Consider the following 26,308-nt stretch of genomic DNA (forward strand, 5'->3'; position numbering starts at 1 on the left):
CCTCAGAGCTTGAAAATGGAATCGACCGACGCCGTGGACGAGGAGTCCGTCGCGGTATCGGTAGCGAAAGTGGTGATCTGGTAGATGGGCGTGACCGGATCCAGCGGCTTGCCCATCGACAGCGAACCGCCGCCGATCACGCAGGTATCGATGCGGCGCACGTTCACCGCCTGCACGGTGGTCAGCGCGCGGTCGCGGCCCCAGCCCACCGGATCGAAGGCGATATCGCAGTTGTCCTGGATATCGCTGGCCACCAGCGGTGCATCGGCAGCGGCGGCGGTGCGGTTTGCGATGGCTTCCACCGCGCGTTCGCTGCGCCGGGTCACGCCTTCGGCATTCTGGAAGGCGATATTGGTAGCCAGGTAGTTGGACGCCATCTTTTCCTGCATGCCTGCCACCTGCATGCCGGCAATGCCGATCAGCGCCAGCAGGATCAGCATGATCAGCGCGACGTACAACACGGCACCGCGCTGCTGGCGGGGCATTGGACGGATGCGGGCTCGAGCGTTCATGGCATCAGTTCCCGAAGAGGCGGTTACGCAGGGCAATGGTGGATTCGTAGGCGGCGCGGTAGCGCGCGTCGTTCGGCGTGGACGGCGCGAAGCCAACGCCGAGCATGCGCGGGTAGCGCAGCGCATCGGTGGCCGCTTCGGCCTGCGAGGGCTGCGGGCTGCGCGCCAGGATGCCGACCTGCACCTGGCCCACGCGCCGCCACTGCGCCGCTGCCGCTGCGTTGGTGCCGGTGGACACGCCGCTGGCAATGGCCACGGTGGTGATGTTGCCGGTGGGCGGGGTGGTGCTGGTGATGGCCGCAGTGCTGTCCAGGCCGAACAGCAGCTGCAGGTTCTCGATGCCTTCCACCAGTTCTTCGGCGGCGGCGTAGCCGTCGGCACCGTCCGAGCGCGCACGCATCAGCGCCGGTTCGCCGGTGGTACCGGAGGTACCCACGAAATACACCACCGATTCGGCGCGGTAGATCATGGTCTGGCCGGTGGGCTGCACGGTGTAGCGGTCCAGGTTGGCGCCGCTGGCGGTGACCTGGCCTTCAACGTAGGTGCCCTTGAACACGTTCACATGGCTGCAGTCGGCCACGCCGAACAGCGTGGGCGCGGTCACGCCACCTTCCAGCAGGCGCTTGCCGAGAGTGCCGTCGAAGCCGACCACGCTGTTGGCGCCGGGCGCCAGCGCGGTGACCGGTACGCCTTCGGCGGCCAGATAGCGCAGCACCAGCACATCACTGCCATCGCGCGGCTTGAGTGCACTGATCGAACTCGGCAGGCCCGTCACCGCCGGCCAGCTGCCACCGACGGTCAGGCTGGTGCCTGGCCCGGTGCCCGGGGCCTCATAGCCCTGGATGCTGACGCTGAAATCCAGCGGATGGCCCGAACCGGTGGCGGCGCCGGTGTTGATGGTCGGGTCGCCCTCGCCCTTCACGAAATGCGCCTGGTCGTTCACGCAACCGAAGTGGCCGGCCATGCGGATGTCGCGCTGCAGGAACTCCAGCGCGAAGCGACCGTTTTCCTGTGCGCGTGCATTGCCTTCGGCCAGCCGCGAGGCGGTGCGCGAGGCGATGAACACCTGCACCACGCCCAGCATCAGCACCAGGCCGATGACCATGGCCACCATCATTTCGATCAGCGACAGACCGGCGGCGTGGCGGCGGGAGGACAGGGGCGCGCTCACAGCTGCGATACCAGGGTGAAGGTGGTGCGGGCGTTGGGATCCTGCGGATCCCAGCGCTGGTCGCCCCAGGCGATGCCCACCGTGACCCGGCCGTTGGCGTTGAGCACGGTGGCGCTGGCGCCCTCGCCCAGCGACTGCACCACCTGGCACTGCCAGCGGGTGATGTTGCTGGCCACGCCCTGGTCGGCGCCGAGCACGCGGGTGCACGAACTGGCGCTGACCGAGTTGGCCGCGAAGCTGGCGCCGGTGTACCAGCCCGCCTGGTAGCGGTTGCTGCGCATCTGGTCCAGCAGGTCGTAGGCCAGGTTGGTGGCCTGGGTGCGGTAGTTGGCGCTCTGCACGAAGCGCACGTTCATGGTCTGCAGCAGGGCGAAGCCCAGCAGGCCGAAGCCGAGGATCAGGATGGCGATCAGCACTTCCAGCAGGCTGAAGCCGGCCTGGCGCCGCGAGAACGAGGGAAGACGACGGCTCATTGGCAGGCGGCCTTGGTGGAGGTGATCTGGCCTGCCGCGTTGACGGACAGGGTACGGCGCTGGGGATCGCTGCCGCATTTCACTGGCTGCAGGGTGATCTGCTGGGTGGCGGCCGCGCGGCGGCGACCGCGGGCATCGAAGGCGACTTCGGCCGCCGGGCCGGTGACGGTGACCGAATCGGAGGTGACCGAGACGAAGCGCAGCACGCCCTCGTTGGCGCCCTTGCTGCCGTTGCCGTCCACGTCGGCCCAGGCCAGCATGCCCGAGCGCCAGGCGCCATCGCAGCTGCTGCCGTCGGAGCTGCCGCAGACCCCGCCGCCGCGCTTGTTGCGCACGGCCTCGCTGCGGGCCAACGACAACAGGCCGGTCATTTCATTGCCGGCCGAGGCGATGCGGTTGGAACGGATGGTGCTCTGGAAACTCGGAAACGCAATGGTGCCGAGAATGGCGACCACCGCGATGGTGACCATCAACTCGACCAGCGTGAAGCCGTTGGACCGGCGCAGTTTCATTGGACGCTCCCCAGCGTGTTGGTTGCCACGATGGCGCAGCCACCGGCCGCCGGCAAGCGGCGGCAGGATGAACGGTCAGTTCCGGGCGATGGGCGTCAAAGGGTTGACACGCCAGCGTGCCGGACGGGGGTCAGAGCCCCTGCGGGGATCCGACCCCGGATCGGTGCAATGGGGTCGGAGCCCCTGCGGGGATCCGACCCCGGGTCGGTGCAATGGGGTCAGAGCCCCTGCGGGGATCCGACCCCGGGTCGGTGCAATGGGGTCGGATTCGCGCAGGGGCTCCGACCCCGGCCGGTCAGGCCAGCACCTGGTAGCAGGGCTGGTATTCGCCGGAGATCTTCATCCGGCGCTGGTCCACGAACGCGCGCAGCAGCGCGTCCAGGGCCTGCATCATGTCGGCGTCGCCATGGATCTGGAACGGACCGAACTCCTCGATGCGGCGCATGCCGTCTTCCTTCACGTTGCCGGCCACGATGCCCGAGAACGCCCGGCGCAGGTCGGCCGCCAGCGCGTGCGGGGCACGGCCGTGGTGCAGGTCCAGCGCGGCCATCGCTTCGTGGGTCGGCACGAACGGCTGCTGGTACTCCCACGGAATCTCGATGGACCAGTTGAAGAAGAACGAATCCTTCTGCGCCAGGCGGTACTCGCGCACCTGCTTGATGCCGCTGGCCATCTTCTTGGCCACGGCCACCGGGTCGCCGATGATGATCTCGTAACGGTCTGCGGCCGCATCGCCCAGGGTCAGGCGGATGAAGCGGTCGATCTGCTCGAAGTACGGCGCGGCCACGGTCGGGCCGGTCAGGATCAGCGGGAACGGCAGGTCCTTGTTTTCCTCGCGCAGCAGGATGCCCAGCAGGTACAGGATCTCTTCCGCGGTACCCACGCCACCGGCGAACACGATGATGCCGTGGCCGATGCGGACGAAGGCCTCCAGGCGCTTCTCGATGTCCGGCATGATGACCAGGTGGTTGACGATCGGGTTCGGCGACTCGGCCGCGATGATGCCCGGCTCGGTCAGGCCGATGTAACGGGTGACTGTCTTGCGCTGCTTGGCATGGGCGATGGTGGCGCCCTTCATCGGGCCCTTCATGGCGCCCGGGCCGCAGCCGGTGCAGATGTCCAGGCCGCGCAGGCCCAGCTCGTAGCCCACCTGCTTGGTGTACAGGTACTCGTCGCGGCCGATCGAATGGCCGCCCCAGCAGACCACCAGGTTCGGGTCGCCCGGGTTGAGGATGCGCGCGTTGCGCAGCAGGCCGAACACAGCGTTGGTGATGCCTTCGGACGATTCCAGCTCGGCCGCGTAGGCCGGGCCCATCTCGATGGCCATGTAGGCCAGGTCACGCACCACCGCGAACAGCAGCTCGGCCACGCCGCGGATGATCTCGCCGTCGACGAAGGCCATCGCCGGGGCGTTGACCAGGTCGATGCGCACGCCGCGATCCTGCTGCGCCACCTGGATGTCGAAATCGGGGTAGAGATCACGCGCGGCGCGCGGATCGTCCGAGGCACTGCCACTGGTCAGCACGGCCAGTGCGCAGCGGCGCAACAGCTCGTGCATGCCGCCGCCGGAGGCATCGCGCAGGCGCGCCACTTCGGCGCGCGACAACACATCCAGCCCACCACGCGGGTAGATCCGCGCATCCTGCACCGGCAGCGCACGGGCTGCCTTTTCGTTCGTGGTCATATCCAACTTTTCGCTTCCTTCAAGGTTTCCGACTGTACTGCCGCCCCCTTAAAAAGCAAAACGGCCGGGAAACCCGACCGTTGGATGCGTGCTGACCGCGTTCACCGTTGCTGGGACCGCCGTTGCGGCGATGGCGCCGCGCACGTGTCTGGATGCTACGCCGAAGCCAAACGCCCCGCAAGCACTTTCGACTGAACGGAAAACGGCCGGGTTTCCCCGGCCGTTTCCGTGTGCAGCAACTACGTCAGTTCATCAGAACTGGTAGCGGAAGCCCAGCTGCAGCGACCACTGCGAGACACCGACGTCGAAGCCGTCTGCGTCTGCGTTGGCCACGGTCGGGGTGTCCGCGCCGCGGTAGTTGTACACGTACTTGCCCTGGTACATGCCCTGCAGGGTGGCCACACGGCTGTCGGCGAAGAAGCCGTAGTCGTAGATGTTGCCCCACTTCTTGTTCAGCATGTTGCCGATGTTCTGCACGTCCAGCCAGATCTCCGACTTGTGGCCCTTCATGAAGCCCGGCAGCTGCTGGCTGATGCGCAGGTCGAAGGTGTTGATCCAGCCGGTACGGAACTGGTTGGCACCCGGCGTGGTGCCGGCGTACTTGGCCAGATCCGGGTTGGCGGCCAGCCATGCGAAGAAGTTCTTTTCCATGGCCGCATCGGCGGTGAACTGGCCATTGGCTGCCAGCGTACCGAACAGCACGTCGCCCGGGCCCTTCGGCACGTAGAACAGGTCGTTGGCGCTACGGCCGTCGCCATTGGCATCGTTGACGAAGACGTAGCTGTACGGACGACCGCTACGGCCTTCGTACACCAGGCCGACCTTGGTTTCGTAATCGCCGAAGAACTTGTGCTTCCAGTTCAGCGAACCCGACAGGCGGTCACGGATCTGGTAGCGCGAGGTGTTCTCGATTTCGGTGTTGGCGTCGAAGGCGTACTGGTAGTTCCAACCCGAGCTGGCGGTGGAGCTGGTCAGCGAGCCGACTTCGGTCGCATCGGTGTAGGTGTAGCCGATGTTCCAGGACCAGTCACTGGTATCCGACCACGGCTTGCTCAGCGACGCGGTGAACTGCGAAGTGCGGCCCTTGTCGGTGTTGGTGATCAGGTAGACGTTGTTGTAGTTGGCACGGTTGCGGCCAAAACGGGCGTCGCCCGAGGTCCAGGCGCCGTTCTTGCTGGCGCTGTAGAACATGTCACGACCATCCGGACCCTGGTACTGCACCGGACCCAGGTTCAGGTTCTGGTAGTACAGGCCGTCCTTGACCTTGGTGACCAGCAGTTCGGCCGAGGCCACGATGCCGTACCACGGGGTTTCGTGGTCGAAGGCCAGGTTGGCCTTGTAGGTCGACGGCATGCGGAAGTCATTGCCGACGAAGTTGACGTTCTGCACGGCCGAACCTGCGCCCGCCGGAACCGGCTGGCTGTCCTTGTCCGGGCTGAAGACCAGGGTCGGATCGTAAACGGTGCGGTTGTAGACGCTGGTGTTGAAACCGGTCGCCGAGTAGCTGTTGCTCAGCCACACCTGCGGGGAATCACCCTGGAACAGGCCCACGCCGCCGCGCAGCTGGGTCGGGCGCTCGGTGTCGAAGGTGTAGTTGAAACCGAAGCGCGGCTGGACCAGGAACTTGTTGTTCAGGACCTTGCTGTTGTTGTAACCGAAGAAGGTCGAGGCCGGTGCGTTGTAGGCCGGTGCCGGGCTGGTGTCCGGACGGTCAGCGCGCAGACCCAGGGTCAGGGTCAGGTTGCTGTTGACGTACCAGGTGTCCTGCACGAACAGGGCCAGGTTGCTGTACTTGTAGTCAGCGGCGATCGAACCAGCGCTGCGCTCCGGGGCGTAGTCGTAGGTGCTCCAGATACCGTTGGCGAAGTTGTTCAGGCCATAGAAGGTATAGGTGCCCCACGAGTTGGCGCCGTAGTAGTTGTAGATGTCATTGGTGTCGTAGGAGGCACCGAACTTGACGTCGTGGTCACCCAGGGTCAGGGTGCCGGCGGCGTAGTAGTTCCACGCCTTGGTCTCGAGGATGTTGTCCTGCGAGTTGACTTCGGTACCCAGGTACAGCGAGTCACCCGACGGCGCAGCCTGGGTGCCGCCGAAGTAGATGCGGATGCTGGGCGCGTTGGTGTTGACGGCACGGATGGCCGAGTACTCGCGGTACGAAGCCTTCAGTTCGGTCGAGAAATTGTCGGTCCAGTCGCTGAAGACCTGGGCAACGTAGCTCTCGTTGGTCTTGTTGTGCTGGTACCAGTACGAGTTCAGCGAAGCCGAGCTGGTGGTCATGCCGTTGATGCGCAGCTTGCTCTGGTCGATCTTGCTGTAGCGCACGCTGGCACGGTGGTTGTCGCTGATGTTCCAGTCCAGCTTCAGCGCGTACTCTTCCATGTTCGTGTCGCCATTGCTTTCCAGGCCACCGGCGTCGATGCCGTAGCCCTGGGCAATTTCCTGCGCACGGGTCACGTCAGCCAGGGTGAACTGGCCATTGGCCTTGCCCAGCGGCGTGGTCGACAGGTCAGCACCCGGTGCGGCCTGTTCGAACTTTTCGTAGTTGGCGAAGAAGAACAGCTTGTCCTTGACGATCGGGCCGCCCAGGGTCATGCCGTAGGTCTTTTCCTTGGTGAAACCGTTGAAGGGCTGGCCTTCCGGGTTGTCACCGAACCAGTCGCCGTCACGGTAGGTACCGTAGACCGAACCGTGGAATTCATTGGTACCGGACTTGGTGACCGCGTTGACGGTGGCACCAGCAGCGGCAGCGATGCTGACGTCGTAGTTGGACAGGTTGATGTCCAGCGCTTCGATGGCTTCCATGGCGACCGGCTGGCGGCGGGTCGGCATGTTGTTGCCTTCCAGGCCGAAGGTGTCGCTGGCCGACACGCCGTCGATGTTCACCGAGTTGTAGCGCGGGTTCTGGCCACCGGCCGAGATCGAGCCCGAGGCGCGATCAATGAAGGTGACGCGCGGATCCAGACGCATCAGATCCTGGATGTTGCCGCCGATGGACGGCGCAACTTCGATCTGCTGCTGGCTGAGGTTGGTGCCCGAGCCCATCTTGGTGGCGCTGAACACTTCCGAGCCGCCGCCGACAGCGGTGACCTGCACGGTGTCCAGGTTGGTCGCGCCGGCCAGGTCACCGGCCAGGGTGGCGTTGATGGTGCCGGTCTGGTTCACGCCCAGGTAGACGCCATCTTCGGTCTTGGTGCCTTCACCCGGCTTGGTGATGGTGATGGTGTACGGACCGCCCACGCGCAGGCCGCGCGCGTTGTAGCGACCGGCCGCGTCGGTGGTCGCACGCGAGACGGTGCCCGACTCACTGTGGGTGATGGTGACTTCAGCGCCGGCAACGGGCTGGCCGCTGCGGGAGACGACCTGGCCGCCGACACCGGCAGAGGTGCTCTGGGCGAAGGCGGGGGCGGCGGCAAGTGCAGCCACGAGACCAAGGGTGAGCTTGGACATCCGGAGTGGGTGGGTCATTTTTCGGTAGCCTCGATGCGAGTTGGCGATGGCGGAAAAAAAGCGCATCCAAACAGCCTTGCGGGTGGCTGCTCGGAGATTTATCTGGGGTTCCCTACCGTGAACGGCAGCTGCCGCAACGGTTAACACTAGATTAACACGCTATCCCATCAATGTGACGGTTGTGCGACAAGCGGCACCGGATCGCAACGCTATCGTGACGGAATCTTCATTCCGGGCTATCGAGCGCTTAACAGGACGCTGTGTCCGCGCGGGCGTCAAGGACCTGGCCCCGCCACGGGTGGCCGGCGGCGGACAGCAGCGCGACCGCGGCCGCGGCCGCCGTTTCCGGGCCCACCGAAGTCGCGTCCTGGTCGATCGAGTAGGCGCGGGCGCGCAGCGCCGTGCGCAGGGGACCGGGGTACAGCCCTGCCACCCGCACCGGTCCGCTGGCCAGCTCGTCATGCAGGCTGGCGATCAACCCGCGCAGCCCATGCTGGGCCACGCCATAGCCACCCCAGTAGGCCTGCCCTACCCGCTCAGGCGCATCCACGGCGAACACCAGGGCGGCATCCTCGCGCTGGCGCAGCAGGGGCAGGCAGGCCTGGGCCAGCCAGGCCGGTGCGGTGAGGGTGACATGCACGGCGCGGGCGAAACTGGCCGGGTCGGCCAGTTCAAACGGGGTCAGGCCGGGGAAATGCGCGGCGCACACCAGCACCCCGTCCAGGCGACCCAGCTCGCGGCCGATGGCCTGCGCCAGGTCGGCGTAGTCGTCGGGGCTGGCCCCTTCCAGATCCAGCGGATACAGCAGCGGCTCGGGGCCGACGGCCTGCACCTGGGCATAGACCCGGTCCAGGCGGCGCGGCTTGCGCCCCAGCAGGACCACTGTTGCACCGGCCCGGGCGGCAGCGACTGCGGCGGCACTGCCCAGCCCTCCGCCGGCGCCGGCCACCAGCACTACGCGGTCCCGCAGGGGACGGCCGTCGAGCGCCGTATCGGTCGACGTCGACGGCCAGGCACTCATCCCTGGGTGGCCTCTTCGACGATGCGCTTGAGCTCGCCGGCCTCGAACAGTTCCATGATGATGTCGCAGCCGCCGATCAGCTCGCCGTTGATGAATAACTGCGGGAAGGTGGGCAGGTTGGAGAAGCGCGGCAGGTTGGCGCGGATCTCCGGCTCTTCGAGCACGTTGACGGTGCGCAGGGACACGGCGCCCGCGGCCATCAGGGCCTGCACGGCGCGGCTGGAAAAGCCGCACATCGGGTATTGCGGGGTGCCTTTCATGAACAGCACGAGCGGGTAACGATCCACCTCGGCCTGGATTTGCTGCATTACCGCCACACCTCACTCCTTGCTTCGCCGGACAAACCGACCGCGGTGGTCGGCTAGACTGCCCACGGTAGCCGCCATTGTATGCCGATGGTACCGGCTGCCACCGCTCCCTGACCACGAACCTGTCCATGTCTGTCGAACTGCCTGCCCTGCCCTACCTTCCCGGCTCCCTGCTGCCGCACCTGTCGGCCACCACCGTGGAACTGCACCACGGCCGCCACCATCGCGCCTACGTGGACGCGGTGAACGCCGCCATTGCCGGCACCGAATGGGAAGAGGCCACGCTGGATGACATCGTGCGCCAGACCCAGGGCGCGTTGTTCGACGCCGCCGCCCAGGCCTGGAACCACGGCTTCTACTGGCAATGCCTGCGCCCGCGCGGCGGCGGCGAACCGCAGGGGCGCCTGGGCGAGCTGGTGAAGCGCCAGTTTGGCGATGCGCAGCGCCTGCGCGAGGAATTCAACCGCGCAGCGCTGGGCCTGTTCGGCTCGGGCTGGGCCTGGCTGGTGCAGCACCCTGGCGGGCAACTGGGCATCCAGGTCACCCGCAATGGCGGCACGCCCCTGACCGGCGACAGCACGCCACTGCTGTGCTGCGACCTGTGGGAACACGCCTACTACACCGACTACCAGAACGAGCGCGCGCGCTATCTGGACGGGTTCTGGCAGCTGGCGAACTGGGAATTCGCCGAAAGCCAGCTGCGCTGAGGCGGACCGCCGGGCATGGCCCGGCGACGCCGCACGCCTCACGCGTTCTCGTGCGCGGCCACTGCATCCATCACCCGCGCCGAATAGACCAGCGCGGCGCCGGCATTGAGCGACACCGCCACACCCAGCGCCTCGGCAATCTCTTCGCGGCTGGCGCCCTGCTTCAGCGCCGCATCCACGTGCACGGTGATGCAGCCGTCGCAGCGGGTGGTGACCGCCACTGCCAGCGCGATCAACTCGCGGGTCTTCGCATCCAGGTGGTTGGTCTGCGCGCCGGCATTGGCCAGCGTCGCGTAGCCCTTCAGGGTGTCGGGCGAGAGCTTGCCGATCTCGCCGATGCGGCCCTTCAGTTCCTTGCGGTAAGCGTTCCAGTCGAGCATGGCGGTGACTCCGGGGAAAGGAGCCCCACGCTACCACCGCAGGGGTTGCGCCGATGCGTACACCGGCGCGCCACAATGTTGCAGCGCTGCGCCCGCCTCAGCGGTTGCGCAGCGCGTGTACCGCCGGGGCGACCTGCGCCTGGCGGTCCAGTTCCAGCCCGACCTGCTCCAGGGCATCGGCCAGGGCATCGGCCTGGTCGTCGCGCAGCGTGGCATGGCCCACCTTGCGGCCATCACGCGGCTGCTTGCCGTAATCGTGCCAATGGCCGCTGGCCTGGCCCAGCACCGGTGCCGGATCGGGCATGGCGCCCAGCCAGTTCAGCATGCAGGCATGGCCGAGCATGCGGGTGCTGCCCAGCGGCAGGCCCAGCACGGCACGCAGGTGGTTCTCGAACTGCGAGGTCTCGCTGCCTTCGATGGTCCAGTGCCCGGAATTGTGCACGCGCGGCGCCATCTCGTTGGCCAGCAGTTCGCCATCGCGGCAGAACAGTTCCAGGGCGAACACGCCCACATACTGCAGGTGGTCGGCCACGCGGCGCGCGTAGCCAATGGCAGCTTCGTGCTCGGCTGCGGAAAGCACGGCCGGGGCCACGCTGGCCGACAGCACGCCATCGACATGCCAGTTGCCGGTGACCGGCCAGGCCTGGAAGCTGCCATCGCGGCCACGCACGGCCACCACGCTCACTTCGCGTTGGAAGGCAACGAAGCCTTCCAGGATCAGCCCGGTGCGCTCGACCTGCGCGCCCAGCGCATCCCAAGCGGCGTCGATGTCGGCCGCGCTGCGCAGACGGAACTGGCCCTTGCCGTCGTAGCCCAGGCGGCGGGTCTTGAGGATGCACGGCAGACCGAACTCGGCGGCCTTCGCGGCCAGCTCGTCACGGCTGCGGATATCGGCAAAGGCAGGCAGCGGAATGCCCAGTTGCTGGAACAGGGTCTTCTCGCTCAGCCGGTCCTGGGCCACCGCCAGCGCGGCCGGCGGCGGGTAGACCGGCACGCGGTCGGCCAGGAACTGCGCACTGTCGGCCGGCACGTTCTCGAAATCGAAGGTGACCACATCCACCTTGGCGGCGAACGCGGCCAGCGCCTGGCGGTCGTCGAAGGCGGCGACGGTGAGTGGCGCCAACGGCCCACTGCAGGCGTCGGCCGCCGGATCGAACAGTTCAAAGCGCAGGCCCAGCGGCGCACCGGCCAGGACCATCATGCGGGCGAGCTGGCCGCCGCCCAGGATGCCGACGGTCAGGTTCATTGGCGCGGGTCGTCGTGGGCCATCACGTCTTCGGTCTGGCGGGTGCGGAACGCCTCCAGCGCCTGGCCGATGGCCGGCTGGTCGCTGGCCAGCATGGCCGCGGCGAACAGCGCGGCATTGGAGGCGCCCGCATTGCCGATGGCGAAGGTGGCCACCGGAATGCCGGCCGGCATCTGCACGATCGACAGCAGCGAATCCATGCCGTTCAAGGCCTTGGACTGCACCGGCACGCCCAGCACCGGCACTGCGGTCTTGGCCGCGATCATGCCCGGCAGGTGGGCGGCACCGCCGGCACCGGCGATGATGGCGCGCAGGCCGCGCGGGCCGGCTTCTTCGGCATAGCTGAACAACACGTCCGGCGTGCGGTGGGCCGAAACCACCTTCACTTCGAACGGAACACCCAGGGCTTCAAGCTTCTGGGCCGCGTGCTGCATGGTTTCCCAATCGGAGCGGGAACCCATGACGATGCCGACGAGCGGCGCGATCGGGTTGGGGGTCATTGGCCGTCACCTACCTTAAAGACGTATTCTAGCCATCTTCCACGCAAGACGAAGAACCATGGATCGCAAGCTGCTTGACCTGCTGGTGTCGCCCGATACCCGCCAGCCCCTGTCCCTGCTGGATGGCAAGGGCCTGGAAGCCCTCAACAAGGCCATTTCCGCCGGTGCGGTGAACAAGGCCGATGGCAACCCGCTGGCCCAGCCGCTGCGCGAGGCCCTGGTGACCCGCGACCGCAAGCAGGTGTTCCGGGTAGACGACGGCATTCCGGTACTGCTGGCCGAAGAGGCCATCCCGACCGCGCAGATCGCCGACTTCCCCGCCGCATGAGTACCCTGCCGACGCCGGATGCGGCCCAGGTCGCGGCCGATGTCGCCCGCGCGTTGGCCGAGGACCTGGGCAGCGGTGACGTCACCGCCGCCCTGCTGCCTGACCAACCGGACAGCGCCTACCTGCTGTGCAAGCAGGATGCGGTGATCTGCGGCCGCCCATGGTTCGACGCCACCCATCGCGCGCTCGATCCGCAGGTCCGCATCGACTGGCAGGTGGACGAAGGCGCGGTGGTCAAGGCCGGCACCGTGTTGGCCCTGCTGCAGGGCCGCAGCCGCAGCCTGGTCAGCGCCGAGCGCACCTCGCTGAATTTCCTGCAGACCCTGTCCGGCACCGCCACCACCACCGCGCGCCATGTGGCGGCCGTGGCCGGAACCGGTACGCGCATCCTGGACACCCGCAAGACCCTGCCCGGCCTGCGCCTGGCGCAGAAATACGCGGTGCGCTGCGGTGGCGGCGACAACCACCGCTTCGGCCTGTACGACACGGTGATGCTGAAGGAAAACCACATCCGCGCCGCCGGCTCGCTGCCGGCCGCGGTGGCGGCCGCACGCCAGCAGTGGCCGCAGTTGCCGCTGGTGGTGGAAGTGGAAGACCTGGAACAGCTGCAGCAGGCGCTGGACGCCGGCTGCGAGCGCATCCTGCTGGATGATTTCAGCGCCGACCTGCGGCGCGAGGCGGTGCGCATCACCGCCGGCCGCATTCCACTGGAGGTATCAGGCAGCGTGGGCCTGGACGGCCTGCGCGCCATTGCAGAAGACGGCGTCGACTGCATTTCCATCGGCGGCCTGACCAAGCATGTGCAGGCGATCGACCTGTCACTGAAGCTGGGCCCGCCGCCGGGCTGAGGCCTGGCATGGGGTCAGATCCCTTTCCCATGGGAAAGGGATCTGACCCCGTTCTCACACCCTGCGTTCACGACGGCACTGCGACGCTGCGGCCATCCCCTACAGGAGCCGCGCATGCGCCGGATGCTGTTGCCTGCCTGCCTGCTGCTGGCCGCCGCGCCGCTGTCGGCCGTCGCCGCCGAAGCCTGCGACGTGCCACCCCGCTATGGCCTGAGCCCGCTGGCGATCTCCATCCGCAACGCGGCCTGCAACGAACACCGGCTGTGGTACCGCGCCTTCATCGACCGCGAAGGCCGTGCGGCCAGCCTCACCGTCACCGAGGCCGAGAGCGGCTACCTGGCCGACAACGGCCTGGTGGCCTGGCGGCGCGTGGCCGCCTACTGGCGTGACAGCGGCACGTTGAACGCGATGGGCAGCATCGACGGCGCCAGCAGCTGCCTGGCACCCCTGGGGGTGCGCTACACCGACAGCGACTGCCGCGCCTTCCTGGTCGACAATCCGTGGTCGGCCGCCTTCATTTCCTGGGTGATGGTGCGCGCCGGGGTGCCCGGCTTCACCACCTCGCCGCGCCACATCGACTACATCCGCGCTGCCTACCAGGCCGGCCCGGCCGGCAGCCCGTACCGGCTGCTGGACCCGGCCACCGCCAAGCCTGCCCCCGGCGACATGCTGTGCTTCCTGCGCGACCGCAGCAGCACCCTCAGCTACAGCGGGCTGGTGCAGGCACTGGGCAACGGCTCGGTGGGCCACTGGAAATCGCATTGCGAAGTCGTGGTGGCGGCCAACCTGGGCGGCGACCAGACCCTGTACCTGGTGGGCGGCAACGTGATGAACACCGTGGCCATGCGCCTGCTGCAACTGGATCGCAGCGGGCGCATCCAGCTGCCGCCGGCACGCTCGCATGACACCACCGGCATCGACCCCAGCTGCACGCCGGGGCGCGAAGACGAGTGCAGCTTCAATCGACAGGATTGGGCGGCGCTGCTGCAGCTGAATGTAGCGGCCCCGTTGCCGGCACAACCGGCGTTGTCGCCACTGCCTGTGCAGGCGGCGCCGAGCCGCTGAGTGGCACCAGCCTGCAGCGCCCCTCGCCCTGCGCCGGGGGCTGTGCAGGAAACCGATCCTGCGGCAGCACCTGCACCGGCGTGGTCACCACCATGCCGTCGTCGTAGTGCAGTTCGACGAACGAAGCGCTCCAGCCGCGCGTTGGCACGGCCAGTGGTGGCGACACCCCGCCCTGGTCGTTGAGTTCAAGCTCGGCCGATTCATACGCGATGCCGCAGGCGCGGCGGAAATCGCGCGCGTGCGGGTTGTGCGCCTGCCACAGCAGCGCGCGGCGCGGCCGTTCGCCCTGCGCCCGCACCTGCAACTGGCCCTCTTCGGCGTTCCACTGCGAATCGATCTGCGGCAACCCCCTGCCGGTGCGCCAGCGGCGCAGCGTCGGCAGCAGCGCATCGGCGGTGAAGCGGCGGATGCCGCCGTGATCGCTGTTCGGCGCCATGCGCAGGGCCGTCGGTCCCTGCAGCGCGCGCAGATAGTGCGACGTCGCATCCGGCGGAAAGAAATCGTCGCCGCTGGCGTTGACCAGCAGCTTGGGCAGGGCCAGCCGTGCTGCCCGTGGCCCGTCCAGGTGCGTGTACGGGTCCACGATGCGCATCAGATCTGCGAAGCCGTCGGTACCGATCTCGGCGGTGATGCCGTGGTCGACATACGGTTGCAGCGCGATCGGCCAGCGCCCGGCGTGCACGCTGCGGATGTGCGGTGCCAGTGCCTGCCAGTGCATGTCGATCACGAACGGTGCCAGGTGGCTGACCCGATCGTCCACCAGCGGCAGCAGCCAGGTGATCCAGCCGCGCTTGGACGCGCCGGTGACGATATAGGACGGGCGTTGAACCGCTGGCAGCTCGCGGTCGGCCAGATCCAGCGCGCGCACTGCGGCTTCCGTCATCGGTACGTGCAGGGGCCAATGCGCGGGGCGCGCCGGGTCGTCCAGATAGCGGCGCCAGGTGGCAGCCACCAGATCATCTTCGGTGCGCAGCGCGGTGTCCCCCGGCAACGCCATGGCCTGCGGCGGCACATCGGCAAGCGACACCACCGCCATGCCCAGCGTGCGCACCAGCGTTTCCAGCACCTCGGCCGGCAGGTCGGTGGCCGCTCCGGCCGGGCGCCCGCCGCCGTCATGGGCCACGCCATTGTTGATGACCAGCAGGGCCGGACCGGGTTGCGGCGCATCGGGCTGAAGCACCTCCACCCGATGGCGCCAGGTCGCCCCCTGCTGCCGGTCAGGCCAGCGCTGCGACTGCAGCGTGAACTGACGCCGCTGGCCACCCGGGAAGGACGAGGTTGCGCCCCGAGCGTACAACAGGGCCTGCCCTGGCTGCGGCTCCGCACCGACGGCACCTTCTGCGGACGATGCGCATGCCGCGCCCATCAGCATCACCATCACCACCGTCCTCGCTCTGTGCATTCGCCGCCTCGCCGCCTGTAGGAAAGCACCGACCCTGCCCGTGTGGCGGCGGCGCTTCGAGAGGCAATGGCGACAGCGTTGTCAGCGCGGTGTCCAGCGATGCAGTCGCTGGCCGGCCCACGGCCGCTTTCAGCCCGGAAACGTCACGGTGCTTGATCCCGGCCCGCTTCGCCGCCATCTTGGCTGCATCGACTTCAGACATTCCACGCCATGCCCACCCTGCTGTTGTTGCTGATCGTTGGCGGTATCGTCTATTTCTTCTGGAACGCGGCGCGTTCGGCCGCCGAGCGCGCGGTGGAACTGGGTCGCAATGCCTGCCGTGCCGCCGACGTGCAGTGGCTGGACCAGGCGGTGCATGCCACCGGCCTGCGCCTGTCGCGCGGCGAGGATGGCCGGCTCGGTTTCGAGCGCACCTTCAAGTTCGAGTATTCCTACGATGGCATCGATCGCCATGTCGGGCGCATGGTGCTGCGCGGCGACCAGCTCATCTCGTTCACTGGGCCGGGCGCGGCGCGGATCAGCAGGATCCGCGCGGATGTGGATGAGGCCGAGGATGTGTAGGCGGTAGCGCCGGGCTGTGCCGACCAACGGTCGGCACCCACATTTATTTGACCACGCGCAGGGTCGGTCGGCCCTTCGGCGGCGGGTTGGACGGCGGCGTGTCGTCCGGCGGGGTGTCGCCCTCGTGCAGCGGCTCGTCACTGGCAGCGGTCGCTTCGGCACCGGGAATATCGTCCGGCAGTGCCATGCCCTGCCCGGTTTCGCGCGCGTACACCGCCAGCACCGCGCTGATCGGTACCTGCACCGGGTAGCTGGTGCCGGAGAAGCGCGCCGAGAAGCTCACCATCTCGTTGTCGATCATCAGCCGCACCACCGCACGCTCGGCGATGTTCAGCACCACGCGCCCGTCCTTCACGGCCGAAGGCGGCACCTGCACGCCGGGCACGCCGGCGTCGACCAGGATGTGCGGGGTCAGCTGGTTGTCGTTGATCCATTCAACCAGGGCCCGCAGCAGGTACGGGCGGTGGCTGGTCATGTGGAAGAAGTCGTCGGTCATGCGTGAAGTGTACGCGCACGACGCCCCTGTCGGGGCGCATCACGGCACGCCGGTGGGCGTGCAGACGGGAACTGCGGCAATCGCCTAGACCGGCAGGTCGCGCAGCTTCTTTTCCTGATCGGTCAGGCTGCGCACGAACCCGGGGTGGCGGAAGATACGGTTGCCATAGTCTTCGATGGCCTTGCCATCCTTGGGCAGCGGCACGTCCAGCGACTGCAGGCGCCAGATGATGGGCGCCATCGCGCAGTCGGCCAGGCTCATTTCCGGGTTCAGGAAGAACTTGCTGGCCTTGAACAGCGGCAGCGATGCGGTCAGCAGTTCCTTCAGGCGCTTGCGGCCAGCTTCGGCCTGGGTCTTGTTGCCCAGCTGGATGGCCTGCACCTGCGGCACCCAGTCGTGCTCGATGCGCAGCATGGCCAGGCGGATGCGGGCACGCGACAGCGGATCGACCGGCATCAGCGGCGGATGCGGGTAGCGCTCATCCAGGTACTCACTGACCACCGAGGCGGCGTACAGCACCAGTTCGCGCTCTACCAGGGTGGGCACCGAGTGGTAGGGATTGAGATCGATCAAGTCTTCCGGCGGGTTCTGCGGATCGACCGGCACGAAATCATAGGTCACGCCCTTGGCCGCCAGGACCAGACGCACCCGATGGCACAGGACATCGTCGTTCGAGGAAAACAGCGTCAGTGTATTGCGCATGCGTACGCTCGCCGCCATCAAAGGCTCTCCCACGACAGGAGACCGCCTGCCGTACCGGCGCCACCAGCCCCTTGCCGGTGGTCGACTCCTGCCCGAGTGTGCAACCGGGCATCACAAAAGCCAATAGGCTTGAGGCAATGCCTCGCCCGGCTCAATGCACGTCCTTCCAGTATTCCTTCTTCAGCAGATACAGCAGGAAGGTCAGCAGGGCCAGGAACAGGATCACCCATACACCCAGCTGCTGGCGCTTCAGCGCGGCAGGTTCGCCAGCGTATTCCAGGAAGTTGGTGATGTCGCGCACGGCCTGGTCGTACTGCCCGGCATCCACGCTGCCGGGGCTGTCGATGCGCAGGCCGGTGACCGGCGGGTCCATGCCCGGCGCTTCGGCCTTGCCATGCACCGCGTGCTGCAGCCCCTGCATTTCCCACAGCGGGTTGGGCATGGAGGCATTGGGGAACACAGTGTTGTTCCAGCCCAGCGGACGGCTGCTGTCCAGGTAGAAGGACTTCAGGTAGGTGTAGATCCAGTCGCTGCCACGCACGCGGGCGATCAGGCTGAGATCGGGCGGCATCTTGCCGAACCATTTCTCGGCCTGCTCCTTGGGCATCGCCACCGGCACCGGATCGCCGATGGCCGAACCGGTGAAGTTGAGGTTGTTCATCACCTCTTCCTCACTCAGGCCCAGGTCCTGGCCCATGCGCGAATAGCGCAGGTACTTCAGCGCGTGGCAGCCGGAACAGTAGTTCATGTACAACTGCGCGCCGCGCTGCAGCGACGCGCGGTCACCCAGATCGTTGCCGGCCTGCAGCAGTTTGGCGCCACCTTCGGCGGCGTGGGCCAGGCTGCTGCCCAGCACCAGGGCGGCCATCAGGGCCAACCGGACCATCCAGCGCTCAGTCATGCGTGGTCACCCTTTCCGGTACCGGCTTGGTCTTGTCCAGCCTTGTCCATAGCGGCATGGTGATGAAGAACGCGAAGTACAGGAAGGTCAGCACCCGCCCGACATACGTTTCGTGCGCGTCGGTGCCCGGGCCGGAGCCGATCACCCCCAGCCACACGAAGCACACGGCAAACACCCCCAGCAGTACCTTCGACAGCAGGCCCCGGTAGCGGTAGGACTTGACCCGCGCGCGGTCCAGCCACGGCACCAGGAACAGGATCGCGATGGCCGAGAACATCACCAGCACGCCGCCCAGCTTGTTGGGCACCACGCGCAACATGGCGTAGTACGGGGTGTAGTACCAGACCGGCTTGATGTGTTCGGGCGTGACCAGCCGGTTGGCTTCGGTGAAGTTGTCGTGTTCCAGGAACAGCCCACCGAAGGCCGGGGCGAAGAAGATGATGAAGGCGGCGATGACCAACAGGAAGCCCACGCCGACGCCATCCTTCAACGTGTAGTACGGGTGGAACGGAATGCCATCGGCCGGCGCGTTCGGCGACCAGCGGTTGCCCTTGGGCCCCTTTTTGATCTCCACGCCGTCGGGGTTGTTAGAGCCCACTTCGTGCAGCGCGCCCAGGTGCAGCACCACCAGCAGCAGCAGCACCAGCGGCAGGGCGATCACGTGCAGGGCGAAGAAGCGGTTCAGCGTGGCATCGCTGGGCAGGTAGTCGCCCATGATCCATTCGGTCAGGCCGTTGCCGATGACCGGGATGGCGCCGAACAGCGAGATGATGACCTTGGCGCCCCAGAACGACATCTGGCCCCAGGGCAGCACGTAGCCCATGAAGGCTTCGGCCATCAGCACCAGGTAGATCAGCATGCCCAGGATCCACACCAGTTCGCGCGGCTTCTGGTAACTGCCGTACAGCAGGCCGCGGAACATGTGCAGGTAGACCACGATGAAGAACAGCGAGGCCCCGGTGGAATGCATGTAGCGGATCAGCCAGCCCCATTCCACATCACGCATGATGTATTCGATGGAGGCGAACGCTTCGGCGGCGTTCGTCTTGTAGTGCATGGTCAGGAAGATGCCGGTGACGATCTGGTTGACCAGGATCAGCAGCGCCAGCGAACCGAAGTAGTACCAGATGTTGAAGTTCTTCGGCGCGTAGTATTCGCTGACATGCTTGCGGTAGACCGGCATCAGGCCGGGCGCGCGCGCATTGACCCAGTCGGCCACGCCGCTTGCGGTACGGCTGAGGATGTTGCTCATCAGGCAGCCCCCTGCGGATCGACACCGATGATGACGGTGTTGTCGTCCTGGTAGTGGTGCGGTGGCACCAGCAGGTTGATCGGCGCCGGCACGTCCTTGAACACGCGGCCGGACATGTCGAAGCGCGACTTGTGGCAGGGGCAGAAATAGCCGCCCTTCCACTGCGGATCGTAGGGTTCAGGGCGGATCTCGGCGACCATTTCCGGCGAACAGCCCAGGTGCGTGCACAGCCCGACCAGCACCGAGATTTCCGGTTTGATCGAACGCAGCTCGGGGTTCTGCTTCAGCACGTACTCGGGCTGCTGGTCCTTCTCGCCCGATTCGGGATCCTTCAGGCGGCCATCGAGCCCATGCAGCGCATCCAGGATGGCCTTGGAGCGCTTGACGATCCAGATCGGCTGGCCGCGCCACTCCACGATCAGGCGTTGGCCTTCCTGCAGCGCGCTGATGTCGGCCACCACCGGTGCGCCGGCAAGCTTGGCACGGGCACTGGGGTTCCAGGACTTGATGAAAGGAACAGCGGTGAAGCCGACGCCGACGGCACCCACCACGGCAGTGGTGGCAGTAAGAAAACGCCGACGTCCGGTGTTGACTGGATCGTATACCCCATCGTTGGCCATCCGGCACTCCGATATTGATTAGGTAGCTTTAAGGCTGCCAGCGGATCCGGTGGGGGCCAGAGCCGCATTGAATCGTGGTCGAGTGTAGCGGAACCGTCGCGCGCCACACAACGCGGTGCAACAAAATCTTGAACGTGTGCCGACAGCCCGCCGGCACCTACTGCTTTGTCAATGCCGTGCGGTAGCGATCGGCCAGCTGGCCGACCCGGCGCACGTAGTACTGGGTTTCACTGTACGGGGGGACGCCGCCATGGCGGTCGACCGCACCCTCGCCGGCGTTGTAGCCGGCGGCGGCCAGGGTCAGGTCACCGTTGAAGCGCTTCAGCAGCCACGCCAGGTACTGCACGCCGCCACGGATGTTCTGGCTGGCATCGTAGGAATCGGCGACACCGAAGCGCGCCGCGGTGGGCGGCATCAGCTGCATCAGCCCCTGTGCCCCGGCGCGGCTGAGCGCGGTGGGGTTGTAGGCCGATTCGGCATGGATGATCGCGCGCACGATGGCTTCTTCCACGCCGAACTCACGTGCGGCCGAGGCGATCTCGGTCTGGAACGAGGTCGTGTTGAGCCGCACGCTGCCGAAATCGACGCGCGGATTGACCCCGCAGGCGTAGCAGCGTTCGATGAAGCTGTAGCGGATGGTCCGCACCGGCCCCAGGTTGGCCACCTGCGCTGGCCGCGCACTGGTGTAGTGGCGAACCCCGTCCTTCATGTACGAATAGACCTGGCCACTGACCGTGCGGCCCGCACGCGGTGTGGCCACAGGTGCTGTGCTGGGGGCGACTGCCGGGCTGGCGGCACTGGCGGCCACGGCGACCGGATTGCGCTCGGCGCTGGCCACCGCCACCGGTGCGGCGGCAGGCGTAGGCGTGGGCGTGGGCGCTGGCGTGACCGGGCGTGTTGGACGACTGGGCTGACGCGTGTAGCTGATGGTGGTGCAGCGCGCACCGGCCACCCGCTTGCTGACATAGCTGGTGACCCCGTCAGCGCCTTCGCACTTGTACAGGGTGCCGGCGCTGGCCGGCGCAGCGGTCAGCGCAGCGATGATGATCGCCGTTATCCCCAGTCTCCCCTTCATGGGCGCGAGTGTCCCAGCTTCGCCGGGCCTTGCCAAGCGCCACGGCTCAGTCCGTGACCGTCGGCACAGCCAGCAGCTGGCTCAACCCGCCCAACCGCTCGGCCAGTTCCTGCCGAAGCGTTTCCGGGGTGGTCCACAGCGCCAGCGGCAGGCGGTCCAAGCTGAGGATCTGCGCCAGCATCATGCCCCGACTCTCGGCCCCCATGCGCAGCAGGCAGTGCCGTGGCCCATCGGCCTCCAGCACCCCGCACCAGGGCGGAATGCGACTTTCAAGCTCGGCCTGGCTGCCGGCCAGGCGCAGGGTGGCCTGCAGGGCGAACGGCGCCTGGCTGACGGCCTGGCGCACCATCACGTCCGGCGGCGCCGGTGTGCGTCGATGCAGGCCGGGTTCGGCCAGCGCCTGCACCGCCCCCATCCGGTCCACCCGCAGGGTGCGCCAGTCCTGCCGCCCCAGGTCCCAGGCCAGCAGGTACCAGCGCCGGCCGTAGTTCACCAGGTGCTGGGCCTCGACCTGGCGCTGGGTGACCACGTCCTGTGCGCTGCGGTACTCGAAGGCCAGCCGCGAGGCCTGCCGGCAGTGCTGGGCCAGCCGCCCCAGCAGGCGCGCGTCGGTGGCTGGCAGCTCGTTCAGCGTGGCGGTGGCGGCGTGTACTTCACCGGCCTGCTGGCGGCGCCGGGTCGGCACCAGGGGGTCGAGCTTGGACAGCAGGCCGCGCGCGGTGTCGTCGATGCCGGACACCGTGGCCGAGGCCGCACGCAGGGCAATGGCCAGGGTGGTCGCCTCTTCCTCATCCAGCAGCATCGGCAGCACCGGGGCGCCTGAGCCCAACCGGTAGCCGCCGCCGACCCCGGCCGAGGCCTGTACCGGGTAGCCCAGCTCGCGCAGGCGCTCGATGTCGCGGCGGATGCTGCGCCGGTCCACGCCCATGCGCTCGGCCAGCTCGGCGCCCGACCAGTGGCGTCGGGCCTGCAGCAGGGCGATCAGGCGCAGCAGTCGATGGGCGGTATGGCGCATGAAGGATCAAGGACAGAAGTCGTCCGCGATTGTGCCCCAGCATGGCCCCACGGTTCACCCCTCTTACTGCAAGGAGCACCACCATGTCCTCACGCCTGATCACCCTCTACCACGCCGCCCGTTCACGCTCGAGCGGCGCCGTGGCCCTGCTGGAAGCGCTGGGGGCGGATTACCGCCTGCACGTGCTGGACCTGAAGGCCGGCGCCAACCTGGCCCCGGCCTACCTGGCCATCAACCCGATGGGCAAGGTGCCGGCCATCGTTCACGACGGCGCGCTGGTGACCGAACAGGTGGCCATCTATCTGTACCTGGCCGACCTGTACCCCGAAGCCGGGCTGGCGCCGCCGATCGGCGATGCCCTGCGTGGCCCCTACCTGCGCTGGATGGCCTTCTACGGGGCCTGCTTCGAACCGGCGATGATCGACCGGGCGATGCACCGCGACCCGCCGCCGCACGCGTTCTCGCCCTACAACGACGCCGACACCGTGCTGCAGGTGATCGAGGCCCAGCTGGCGCAGGGGCCGTACCTGCTGGGTGACACCATGAGTGCCGCCGACGTGCTGTGGGGCAACGCGCTGCAGTGGACCACCGCGTTCGGCCTGGTAAAGCCGGCGCCGGCCACGGCCGCGTTCATCGCCCGCATGGCGGAACTGACCGCGTTTGATCGCTCGCGGCAGATCGACGCGGAGCTGGTGGCGGCCTGACGGGTGCGGTAGATCCACGCCAGGCGTGGATGCCCCGCCCGCCGCGCCTGCGGGATGGAATGCAGCCAGGCATGGCCTGGCTCTACTGGGACGGCGGGCTGCGTGGAACGTGGGTCGCGGCGCATCCGGCATTCCGGCGGGCGGTGCGGGATACGGGTAGAATTGCCGCCTTTCCCGCCACCCGAATGGATTAAGCGCCATGACCGGGACGCCAGACGTCTTTCCGCCCGCCGCACCGGGCGGTACCCCGCTCGTTGCCCTGCCCACTGGTCCGCGCAAGCCCGACCAGGTGAAAGGCAAGCTCTACATCAAGACCCACGGTTGCCAGATGAACGAGTACGACTCGGCCAAGATGGCCGACGTGCTTGCCGCCAGCGATGGCCTGGAACTGACCGACCGCCCGGAAGACGCCGACGTCATCCTGGTCAACACCTGCTCCATCCGCGAAAAGGCGCAGGAGAAGGTGTTCAGCCAGCTGGGCGTATGGAAGGGCCTGAAGAACAAGGGCCGCGAGGTCATCATCGGCGTGGGTGGCTGCGTGGCGTCGCAGGAAGGCGAAGCGATCATCAAGCGCGCCCCGTTCGTCGATCTGGTGTTCGGCCCGCAGACCCTGCACCGCCTGCCCGAACTGATCCGTGCCCGCCGCGAACAGCAGCGCCCACAGGTGGACATCAGCTTCCCCGAGATCGAGAAGTTCGACCGCATGCCCGAACCGCGCGCCGAAGGTGCGTCTGCGTTCGTGTCGATCATGGAAGGCTGTTCCAAGTACTGCTCGTTCTGCGTGGTGCCCTACACCCGCGGCACCGAGGTCAGCCGCCCGTTCGAGGACGTGGTGGTGGAAGTGGCCCAGCTGGCCGCACAGGGCGTGCGCGAGATCAACCTGCTCGGCCAGAACGTCAACGCCTACCGTGGCCCGTATGGCGATGGTGAGTTCGCCGACCTGGGCCTGCTGATCCGCACCATCGCCGAGATCGATGGCGTTGGCCGCATCCGCTTCACCACCTCGCACCCGCTGGAGTTCAGCGATTCGCTGGTCGATGCATTCCGCGATGTGCCGCAGCTGGCCAACTTCCTGCACCTGCCGGTGCAGGCCGGCAGCGACCGCGTGCTGTCGGCGATGAAGCGCGGCTATACCGCGCTGGAATTCAAGTCGAAGATCCGCAAGCTGCGCGCGGTACGCCCGGACATTTCGATCAGCTCGGACTTCATCGTCGGTTTCCCCGGCGAGACCGATGCCGATTTCGAGAAGACCATGAAGCTGATCGAGGACATCGGCTTCGACCACAGCTTCTCCTTCATCTATTCGCGCCGCCCGGGCACGCCGGCGGCCGACCTGGAGGACACGATCAGCGATGCGGAGAAGCACGCCCGCCTGTCGCGCCTGCAGGAACGCATCAATGCGCACGCGGCCAGCATCTCCGAAAAGATGGTCGGCACGGTGCAGACCGTGCTGGTGGAAGGGCCGTCGCGCAAGAACCCGAACGAGTTGACCGGCAAGACCGAGAACATGCGCTCGGTGAACTTCCCGGCGCCGGCGCGCCTGATCGGCCAGTTCGTGGACGTGGTGATCACCGAAGCGCTGACCAATTCGCTGCGCGCGCGGGTGGTAGCGGAATAAGGTCGTGCCGACCAACGGTCGGCACCCACCGGGGCCCCATCGATGGGGTCAGAGCCCCTTCGGGGATCTGACCCCGTCGTTGCCTGGCACATTTTTCACCAGCGCTTCACAAGCGTTGCGGGGCAGGCACCGCACCCACTTGTCCACAGCTTTCTGCGGCGCCGATCCACACCCGGTGTGGAGAACTGTCGCCCCGCCCGTCCGCGCGCTACCCTTGTCTTCCCTGACCCACCGCGGTGGACGGCGAACCCGCCCCACCCTCTGCAATGAAAAGCATCGAGCATCGAGATTTCACCCTGTCGCCGGAAGACACCGAGCGACTGGCCAACCTGTCCGGCCCCTTCGATGGGCACCTGCGCCAGATCGAGCTGAAGCTCGGCGTGGAGATCGCCAACCGCGGCTTCGTGTTCCGCATCAGCGGCCGCGACGAAGCCACCGCCGAAGCGCAGAAGCTGATTGAAGCGCTGTACGCCGAGACGGCCGAGACCACCTTCGACAACCACGCCATCCATCTGCGCCTGGCCAAGGCCAACCTGGACCAGATTGCCGAGCGCGCGTACGAAGCGCAGGAGGTGGCGATCAAGGTCAAGCGTGGCACCGTGCGTGGCCGCGGCGCCAACCAGGCCCGCTACCTGCACCAGATCACCACCCACGACATCAACTTCGGCATCGGCCCGGCCGGTACCGGCAAGACCTTCCTGGCCGTGGCCAGTGCGGTGGAAGCGCTGAACGAATCGCGCGTGCAGCGGCTGATCCTGGTGCGCCCGGCGGTGGAAGCCGGCGAGAAGCTCGGCTTCCTGCCCGGTGACCTGTCACAGAAGGTCGATCCCTACCTGCGCCCGCTGTACGACGCCCTGTACGAAATGCTGGGCGTGGAAAAAGTGGTCAAGCTGCTGGAAAAGAACGTGATCGAGATCGCGCCGCTGGCCTACATGCGCGGGCGCACGCTGAACGATGCGTTCGTGATCCTGGACGAGGCGCAGAACACCACCATCGAACAGATGAAGATGTTCCTGACCCGCCTGGGCTTTGGCTCCACTGCGGTGGTGACCGGCGACCTGACCCAGACCGACCTGCCCAAGCACGTGAAGTCGGGCCTGCGCGATGCCATCGACGTGCTGCGTGACGTTGACGGCGTCAGCTTCACCTTCTTCGAAGCGCGCGACGTGGTGCGCCACCCGCTGGTGGCCCGCATCGTCAGTGCCTACGACCGCCGCGACCTGCACCAGATCCAACCCGGAGCCACCCCATGACCAAAGGTCCCGTGCGACTGGATGTCGCCATCAGCTATGCGCTGCCCCGCACCGGCCTGCCGGCCGCCGTCAGTTTCCGCAAATGGGTGGCAGCGGCATTGAAGGGTCGCATCCGCGAAGCCGACCTGGCCATCCGCGTGGTCGATGCCAAGGAAGGGCAGTCGCTGAACCGCCATTACCGTGGCAAGGATTACGCCACCAACGTGCTCAGCTTCCCCGCCGAGCTGCCCGAAGGCCTGCCCAAGGGGGTGAAGTTCCCGCTGCTGGGTGACCTGGTGATCTGCGCACCGGTGGTGGCGCGCGAGGCCGACGAACAGGGCAAGGCGCTGAACGCGCACTACGCGCACCTGACCGTACACGGCGTGCTGCACCTGCTGGGCTGGGACCACGAGGACGACAAGGAAGCCGAGGCGATGGAACAGCTGGAGCGCGAGATTCTGGCCGAGCTGGGCATCGAGGATCCCTACGCCGGCGAGCGCTGAGCCGCCGATCGCGCTACCCTGCAGC

28 protein-coding genes are annotated in these 26,308 nt (G+C 67.2%); 9 read left to right on the plus strand and 19 right to left on the minus strand.

All coding sequences use genetic code 11. From position 1 onward, the window contains the following. Window positions 1-2 precede the first annotated feature (2 nt). From G4G00_RS05100 to grxD, 8 genes are all read right to left on the minus strand, one after another. Window positions 3-512: a PilX N-terminal domain-containing pilus assembly protein gene (locus G4G00_RS05100; RefSeq protein ID WP_108752689.1), complete on the minus strand. Its 510-nt coding sequence runs from the start codon at window positions 510-512 to the stop codon at window positions 3-5. A gap of 4 nt (window positions 513-516) precedes the next feature. Continuing rightward, a complete protein-coding gene (locus tag G4G00_RS05105) occupies window positions 517-1,683 on the minus strand; it encodes a PilW family protein (RefSeq protein WP_164271652.1) in 1,167 nt (388 codons plus the stop codon). After that, window positions 1,680-2,156, minus strand: a complete 477-nt coding sequence (gene pilV, locus G4G00_RS05110; protein WP_108752687.1) for a type IV pilus modification protein PilV — start codon at window positions 2,154-2,156, stop codon at window positions 1,680-1,682. The genes G4G00_RS05105 and pilV overlap by 4 nt, the downstream gene beginning before the upstream one ends. Beyond that, a complete protein-coding gene (locus G4G00_RS05115; RefSeq protein WP_108752686.1) occupies window positions 2,153-2,668 on the minus strand; it encodes a GspH/FimT family pseudopilin in 516 nt (171 codons plus the stop codon). The genes pilV and G4G00_RS05115 overlap by 4 nt, the downstream gene beginning before the upstream one ends. A 295-nt stretch (window positions 2,669-2,963) precedes the next feature. After that, complete coding sequence (ppnN, locus tag G4G00_RS05120) at window positions 2,964-4,352, minus strand: nucleotide 5'-monophosphate nucleosidase PpnN (RefSeq protein ID WP_108752685.1); 1,389 nt, start codon at window positions 4,350-4,352, stop codon at window positions 2,964-2,966. 252 nt (window positions 4,353-4,604) lie between these two features. Then, entirely contained in the window at window positions 4,605-7,817 is a 3,213-nt protein-coding gene (locus G4G00_RS05125) for a carboxypeptidase regulatory-like domain-containing protein (protein WP_234414671.1), read from the minus strand. A gap of 229 nt (window positions 7,818-8,046) precedes the next feature. After that, on the minus strand, window positions 8,047-8,820 hold the full coding sequence (locus G4G00_RS05130) for an SDR family NAD(P)-dependent oxidoreductase (RefSeq protein ID WP_164271655.1): 774 nt from the start codon (window positions 8,818-8,820) through the stop codon (window positions 8,047-8,049). Further along, window positions 8,817-9,137 carry a Grx4 family monothiol glutaredoxin gene (gene grxD / locus G4G00_RS05135; RefSeq protein WP_108749163.1) on the minus strand — a complete coding sequence of 107 codons (321 nt, stop codon included), beginning with the start codon at window positions 9,135-9,137 and terminating at the stop codon, window positions 8,817-8,819. Before grxD ends, G4G00_RS05130 begins: the two co-directional genes overlap by 4 nt. Window positions 9,138-9,256: 119 nt before the next feature. Between grxD and G4G00_RS05140 the strand changes: the two genes are divergently transcribed. Beyond that, on the plus strand, window positions 9,257-9,835 hold the full coding sequence (locus G4G00_RS05140) for a superoxide dismutase (RefSeq protein WP_164271658.1): 579 nt from the start codon (window positions 9,257-9,259) through the stop codon (window positions 9,833-9,835). Window positions 9,836-9,873: 38 nt separating this feature from the next. On the opposite strand, the gene G4G00_RS05145 is transcribed toward G4G00_RS05140, so the two are convergent. From G4G00_RS05145 to purE, 3 genes are all read right to left on the minus strand, one after another. Further along, entirely contained in the window at window positions 9,874-10,215 is a 342-nt protein-coding gene (locus G4G00_RS05145) for a carboxymuconolactone decarboxylase family protein (protein WP_108752682.1), read from the minus strand. Between the two features lie 97 nt (window positions 10,216-10,312). Continuing rightward, window positions 10,313-11,461, minus strand: a complete 1,149-nt coding sequence (locus G4G00_RS05150; RefSeq protein WP_108752681.1) for a 5-(carboxyamino)imidazole ribonucleotide synthase — start codon at window positions 11,459-11,461, stop codon at window positions 10,313-10,315. Continuing rightward, window positions 11,458-11,961 (minus strand): 5-(carboxyamino)imidazole ribonucleotide mutase, encoded by a 504-nt coding sequence (gene purE, locus G4G00_RS05155; RefSeq protein ID WP_079221357.1) that lies wholly within the window; start codon window positions 11,959-11,961, stop codon window positions 11,458-11,460. The genes G4G00_RS05150 and purE overlap by 4 nt, the downstream gene beginning before the upstream one ends. 58 nt (window positions 11,962-12,019) lie before the next feature. On the opposite strand from purE, the gene G4G00_RS05160 reads away from it, so the two are divergent. The 3 genes from G4G00_RS05160 (at window position 12,020) to G4G00_RS05170 (ending at window position 14,202) form a co-directional block, all read left to right on the plus strand. Next, a complete protein-coding gene (locus G4G00_RS05160) occupies window positions 12,020-12,289 on the plus strand; it encodes a Trm112 family protein (protein ID WP_005408847.1) in 270 nt (89 codons plus the stop codon). Next, a complete protein-coding gene (nadC, locus tag G4G00_RS05165) occupies window positions 12,286-13,137 on the plus strand; it encodes a carboxylating nicotinate-nucleotide diphosphorylase (protein ID WP_164271661.1) in 852 nt (283 codons plus the stop codon). Before G4G00_RS05160 ends, nadC begins: the two co-directional genes overlap by 4 nt. Before the next feature lie 114 nt (window positions 13,138-13,251). Then, on the plus strand, window positions 13,252-14,202 hold the full coding sequence (locus G4G00_RS05170; protein ID WP_164271665.1) for a DUF2272 domain-containing protein: 951 nt from the start codon (window positions 13,252-13,254) through the stop codon (window positions 14,200-14,202). On the opposite strand, the gene G4G00_RS05175 is transcribed toward G4G00_RS05170, so the two are convergent. Continuing rightward, entirely contained in the window at window positions 14,096-15,604 is a 1,509-nt protein-coding gene (locus G4G00_RS05175; RefSeq protein WP_108752677.1) for a PhoPQ-activated protein PqaA family protein, read from the minus strand. The genes G4G00_RS05170 and G4G00_RS05175 overlap by 107 nt on opposite strands. A gap of 210 nt (window positions 15,605-15,814) precedes the next feature. Here G4G00_RS05175 and G4G00_RS05180 point away from each other — a divergent pair, with 210 nt between their 5' ends. Further along, window positions 15,815-16,165 (plus strand): DUF3301 domain-containing protein, encoded by a 351-nt coding sequence (locus G4G00_RS05180; protein WP_108752676.1) that lies wholly within the window; start codon window positions 15,815-15,817, stop codon window positions 16,163-16,165. 43 nt (window positions 16,166-16,208) lie between these two features. Here the strand turns inward: G4G00_RS05180 and G4G00_RS05185 are convergent, their stop codons facing one another. The 7 genes from G4G00_RS05185 to G4G00_RS05215 all read right to left on the minus strand — a co-directional run bounded on the left by G4G00_RS05185 (window position 16,209) and on the right by G4G00_RS05215 (window position 22,226). Further along, window positions 16,209-16,661 carry a ClpXP protease specificity-enhancing factor gene (locus G4G00_RS05185; RefSeq protein ID WP_108752675.1) on the minus strand — a complete coding sequence of 151 codons (453 nt, stop codon included), beginning with the start codon at window positions 16,659-16,661 and terminating at the stop codon, window positions 16,209-16,211. An 84-nt stretch (window positions 16,662-16,745) separates the two neighbouring features. Then, window positions 16,746-17,381 (minus strand): glutathione S-transferase N-terminal domain-containing protein, encoded by a 636-nt coding sequence (locus G4G00_RS05190; protein ID WP_075674863.1) that lies wholly within the window; start codon window positions 17,379-17,381, stop codon window positions 16,746-16,748. A gap of 133 nt (window positions 17,382-17,514) precedes the next feature. Further along, window positions 17,515-18,264: a cytochrome c1 gene (locus tag G4G00_RS05195; RefSeq protein ID WP_164271668.1), complete on the minus strand. Its 750-nt coding sequence runs from the start codon at window positions 18,262-18,264 to the stop codon at window positions 17,515-17,517. Next, entirely contained in the window at window positions 18,257-19,516 is a 1,260-nt protein-coding gene (locus tag G4G00_RS05200) for a cytochrome bc complex cytochrome b subunit (protein WP_108752673.1), read from the minus strand. Before G4G00_RS05200 ends, G4G00_RS05195 begins: the two co-directional genes overlap by 8 nt. Beyond that, the gene (petA, locus tag G4G00_RS05205; RefSeq protein ID WP_108749154.1) at window positions 19,516-20,136 is read right to left on the minus strand and encodes a ubiquinol-cytochrome c reductase iron-sulfur subunit; all 621 of its coding nucleotides are present in this window, start codon (window positions 20,134-20,136) and stop codon (window positions 19,516-19,518) included. The genes G4G00_RS05200 and petA overlap by 1 nt, the downstream gene beginning before the upstream one ends. A gap of 157 nt (window positions 20,137-20,293) precedes the next feature. Then, window positions 20,294-21,211: a lytic transglycosylase domain-containing protein gene (locus G4G00_RS05210; protein ID WP_164271671.1), complete on the minus strand. Its 918-nt coding sequence runs from the start codon at window positions 21,209-21,211 to the stop codon at window positions 20,294-20,296. A gap of 46 nt (window positions 21,212-21,257) precedes the next feature. Beyond that, entirely contained in the window at window positions 21,258-22,226 is a 969-nt protein-coding gene (locus G4G00_RS05215; RefSeq protein WP_108752671.1) for a WYL domain-containing protein, read from the minus strand. 83 nt (window positions 22,227-22,309) lie between these two features. Between G4G00_RS05215 and G4G00_RS05220 the strand changes: the two genes are divergently transcribed. The 4 genes from G4G00_RS05220 to ybeY all read left to right on the plus strand — a co-directional run bounded on the left by G4G00_RS05220 (window position 22,310) and on the right by ybeY (window position 26,283). Next, window positions 22,310-22,930, plus strand: coding sequence for a glutathione S-transferase family protein (locus G4G00_RS05220; RefSeq protein ID WP_108755838.1), 621 nt, complete (start codon window positions 22,310-22,312; stop codon window positions 22,928-22,930). Window positions 22,931-23,129: 199 nt separating this feature from the next. Continuing rightward, window positions 23,130-24,548 carry a tRNA (N6-isopentenyl adenosine(37)-C2)-methylthiotransferase MiaB gene (gene miaB, locus G4G00_RS05225; RefSeq protein WP_108749151.1) on the plus strand — a complete coding sequence of 473 codons (1,419 nt, stop codon included), beginning with the start codon at window positions 23,130-23,132 and terminating at the stop codon, window positions 24,546-24,548. Window positions 24,549-24,814: 266 nt separating this feature from the next. Then, complete coding sequence (locus G4G00_RS05230) at window positions 24,815-25,801, plus strand: PhoH family protein (RefSeq protein WP_108752669.1); 987 nt, start codon at window positions 24,815-24,817, stop codon at window positions 25,799-25,801. Then, the gene (gene ybeY, locus G4G00_RS05235) at window positions 25,798-26,283 is read left to right on the plus strand and encodes an rRNA maturation RNase YbeY (protein WP_108752668.1); all 486 of its coding nucleotides are present in this window, start codon (window positions 25,798-25,800) and stop codon (window positions 26,281-26,283) included. Before G4G00_RS05230 ends, ybeY begins: the two co-directional genes overlap by 4 nt. The last annotated feature ends 25 nt before the right edge of the window (window positions 26,284-26,308 follow it).

The organism is Stenotrophomonas sp. B1-1 (genome assembly GCF_010894375.1).
Lineage (GTDB): Bacteria > Pseudomonadota > Gammaproteobacteria > Xanthomonadales > Xanthomonadaceae > Stenotrophomonas.

Coding starts and splice junctions, on each gene's coding strand:
- G4G00_RS05100 (WP_108752689.1), bottom strand. CDS start 512: ATGAACGCTCGAGCCCGCATCCGTCCAATGCCCCGCCAGCAGCGCGGT.
- pilV (WP_108752687.1), bottom strand. CDS start 2,156: ATGAGCCGTCGTCTTCCCTCGTTCTCGCGGCGCCAGGCCGGCTTCAGC.
- G4G00_RS05115 (WP_108752686.1), bottom strand. CDS start 2,668: ATGAAACTGCGCCGGTCCAACGGCTTCACGCTGGTCGAGTTGATGGTC.
- ppnN (WP_108752685.1), bottom strand. CDS start 4,352: ATGACCACGAACGAAAAGGCAGCCCGTGCGCTGCCGGTGCAGGATGCG.
- G4G00_RS05125 (WP_234414671.1), bottom strand. CDS start 7,817: ATGACCCACCCACTCCGGATGTCCAAGCTCACCCTTGGTCTCGTGGCT.
- G4G00_RS05130 (WP_164271655.1), bottom strand. CDS start 8,820: ATGAGTGCCTGGCCGTCGACGTCGACCGATACGGCGCTCGACGGCCGT.
- G4G00_RS05140 (WP_164271658.1), top strand. CDS start 9,257: ATGTCTGTCGAACTGCCTGCCCTGCCCTACCTTCCCGGCTCCCTGCTG.
- G4G00_RS05145 (WP_108752682.1), bottom strand. CDS start 10,215: ATGCTCGACTGGAACGCTTACCGCAAGGAACTGAAGGGCCGCATCGGC.
- G4G00_RS05150 (WP_108752681.1), bottom strand. CDS start 11,461: ATGAACCTGACCGTCGGCATCCTGGGCGGCGGCCAGCTCGCCCGCATG.
- purE (WP_079221357.1), bottom strand. CDS start 11,961: ATGACCCCCAACCCGATCGCGCCGCTCGTCGGCATCGTCATGGGTTCC.
- G4G00_RS05160 (WP_005408847.1), top strand. CDS start 12,020: ATGGATCGCAAGCTGCTTGACCTGCTGGTGTCGCCCGATACCCGCCAG.
- nadC (WP_164271661.1), top strand. CDS start 12,286: ATGAGTACCCTGCCGACGCCGGATGCGGCCCAGGTCGCGGCCGATGTC.
- G4G00_RS05170 (WP_164271665.1), top strand. CDS start 13,252: ATGCGCCGGATGCTGTTGCCTGCCTGCCTGCTGCTGGCCGCCGCGCCG.
- G4G00_RS05175 (WP_108752677.1), bottom strand. CDS start 15,604: ATGCACAGAGCGAGGACGGTGGTGATGGTGATGCTGATGGGCGCGGCA.
- G4G00_RS05180 (WP_108752676.1), top strand. CDS start 15,815: ATGCCCACCCTGCTGTTGTTGCTGATCGTTGGCGGTATCGTCTATTTC.
- G4G00_RS05185 (WP_108752675.1), bottom strand. CDS start 16,661: ATGACCGACGACTTCTTCCACATGACCAGCCACCGCCCGTACCTGCTG.
- G4G00_RS05190 (WP_075674863.1), bottom strand. CDS start 17,381: ATGGCGGCGAGCGTACGCATGCGCAATACACTGACGCTGTTTTCCTCG.
- G4G00_RS05195 (WP_164271668.1), bottom strand. CDS start 18,264: ATGACTGAGCGCTGGATGGTCCGGTTGGCCCTGATGGCCGCCCTGGTG.
- G4G00_RS05200 (WP_108752673.1), bottom strand. CDS start 19,516: ATGAGCAACATCCTCAGCCGTACCGCAAGCGGCGTGGCCGACTGGGTC.
- petA (WP_108749154.1), bottom strand. CDS start 20,136: ATGGCCAACGATGGGGTATACGATCCAGTCAACACCGGACGTCGGCGT.
- G4G00_RS05210 (WP_164271671.1), bottom strand. CDS start 21,211: ATGAAGGGGAGACTGGGGATAACGGCGATCATCATCGCTGCGCTGACC.
- G4G00_RS05215 (WP_108752671.1), bottom strand. CDS start 22,226: ATGCGCCATACCGCCCATCGACTGCTGCGCCTGATCGCCCTGCTGCAG.
- G4G00_RS05220 (WP_108755838.1), top strand. CDS start 22,310: ATGTCCTCACGCCTGATCACCCTCTACCACGCCGCCCGTTCACGCTCG.
- miaB (WP_108749151.1), top strand. CDS start 23,130: ATGACCGGGACGCCAGACGTCTTTCCGCCCGCCGCACCGGGCGGTACC.
- G4G00_RS05230 (WP_108752669.1), top strand. CDS start 24,815: ATGAAAAGCATCGAGCATCGAGATTTCACCCTGTCGCCGGAAGACACC.
- ybeY (WP_108752668.1), top strand. CDS start 25,798: ATGACCAAAGGTCCCGTGCGACTGGATGTCGCCATCAGCTATGCGCTG.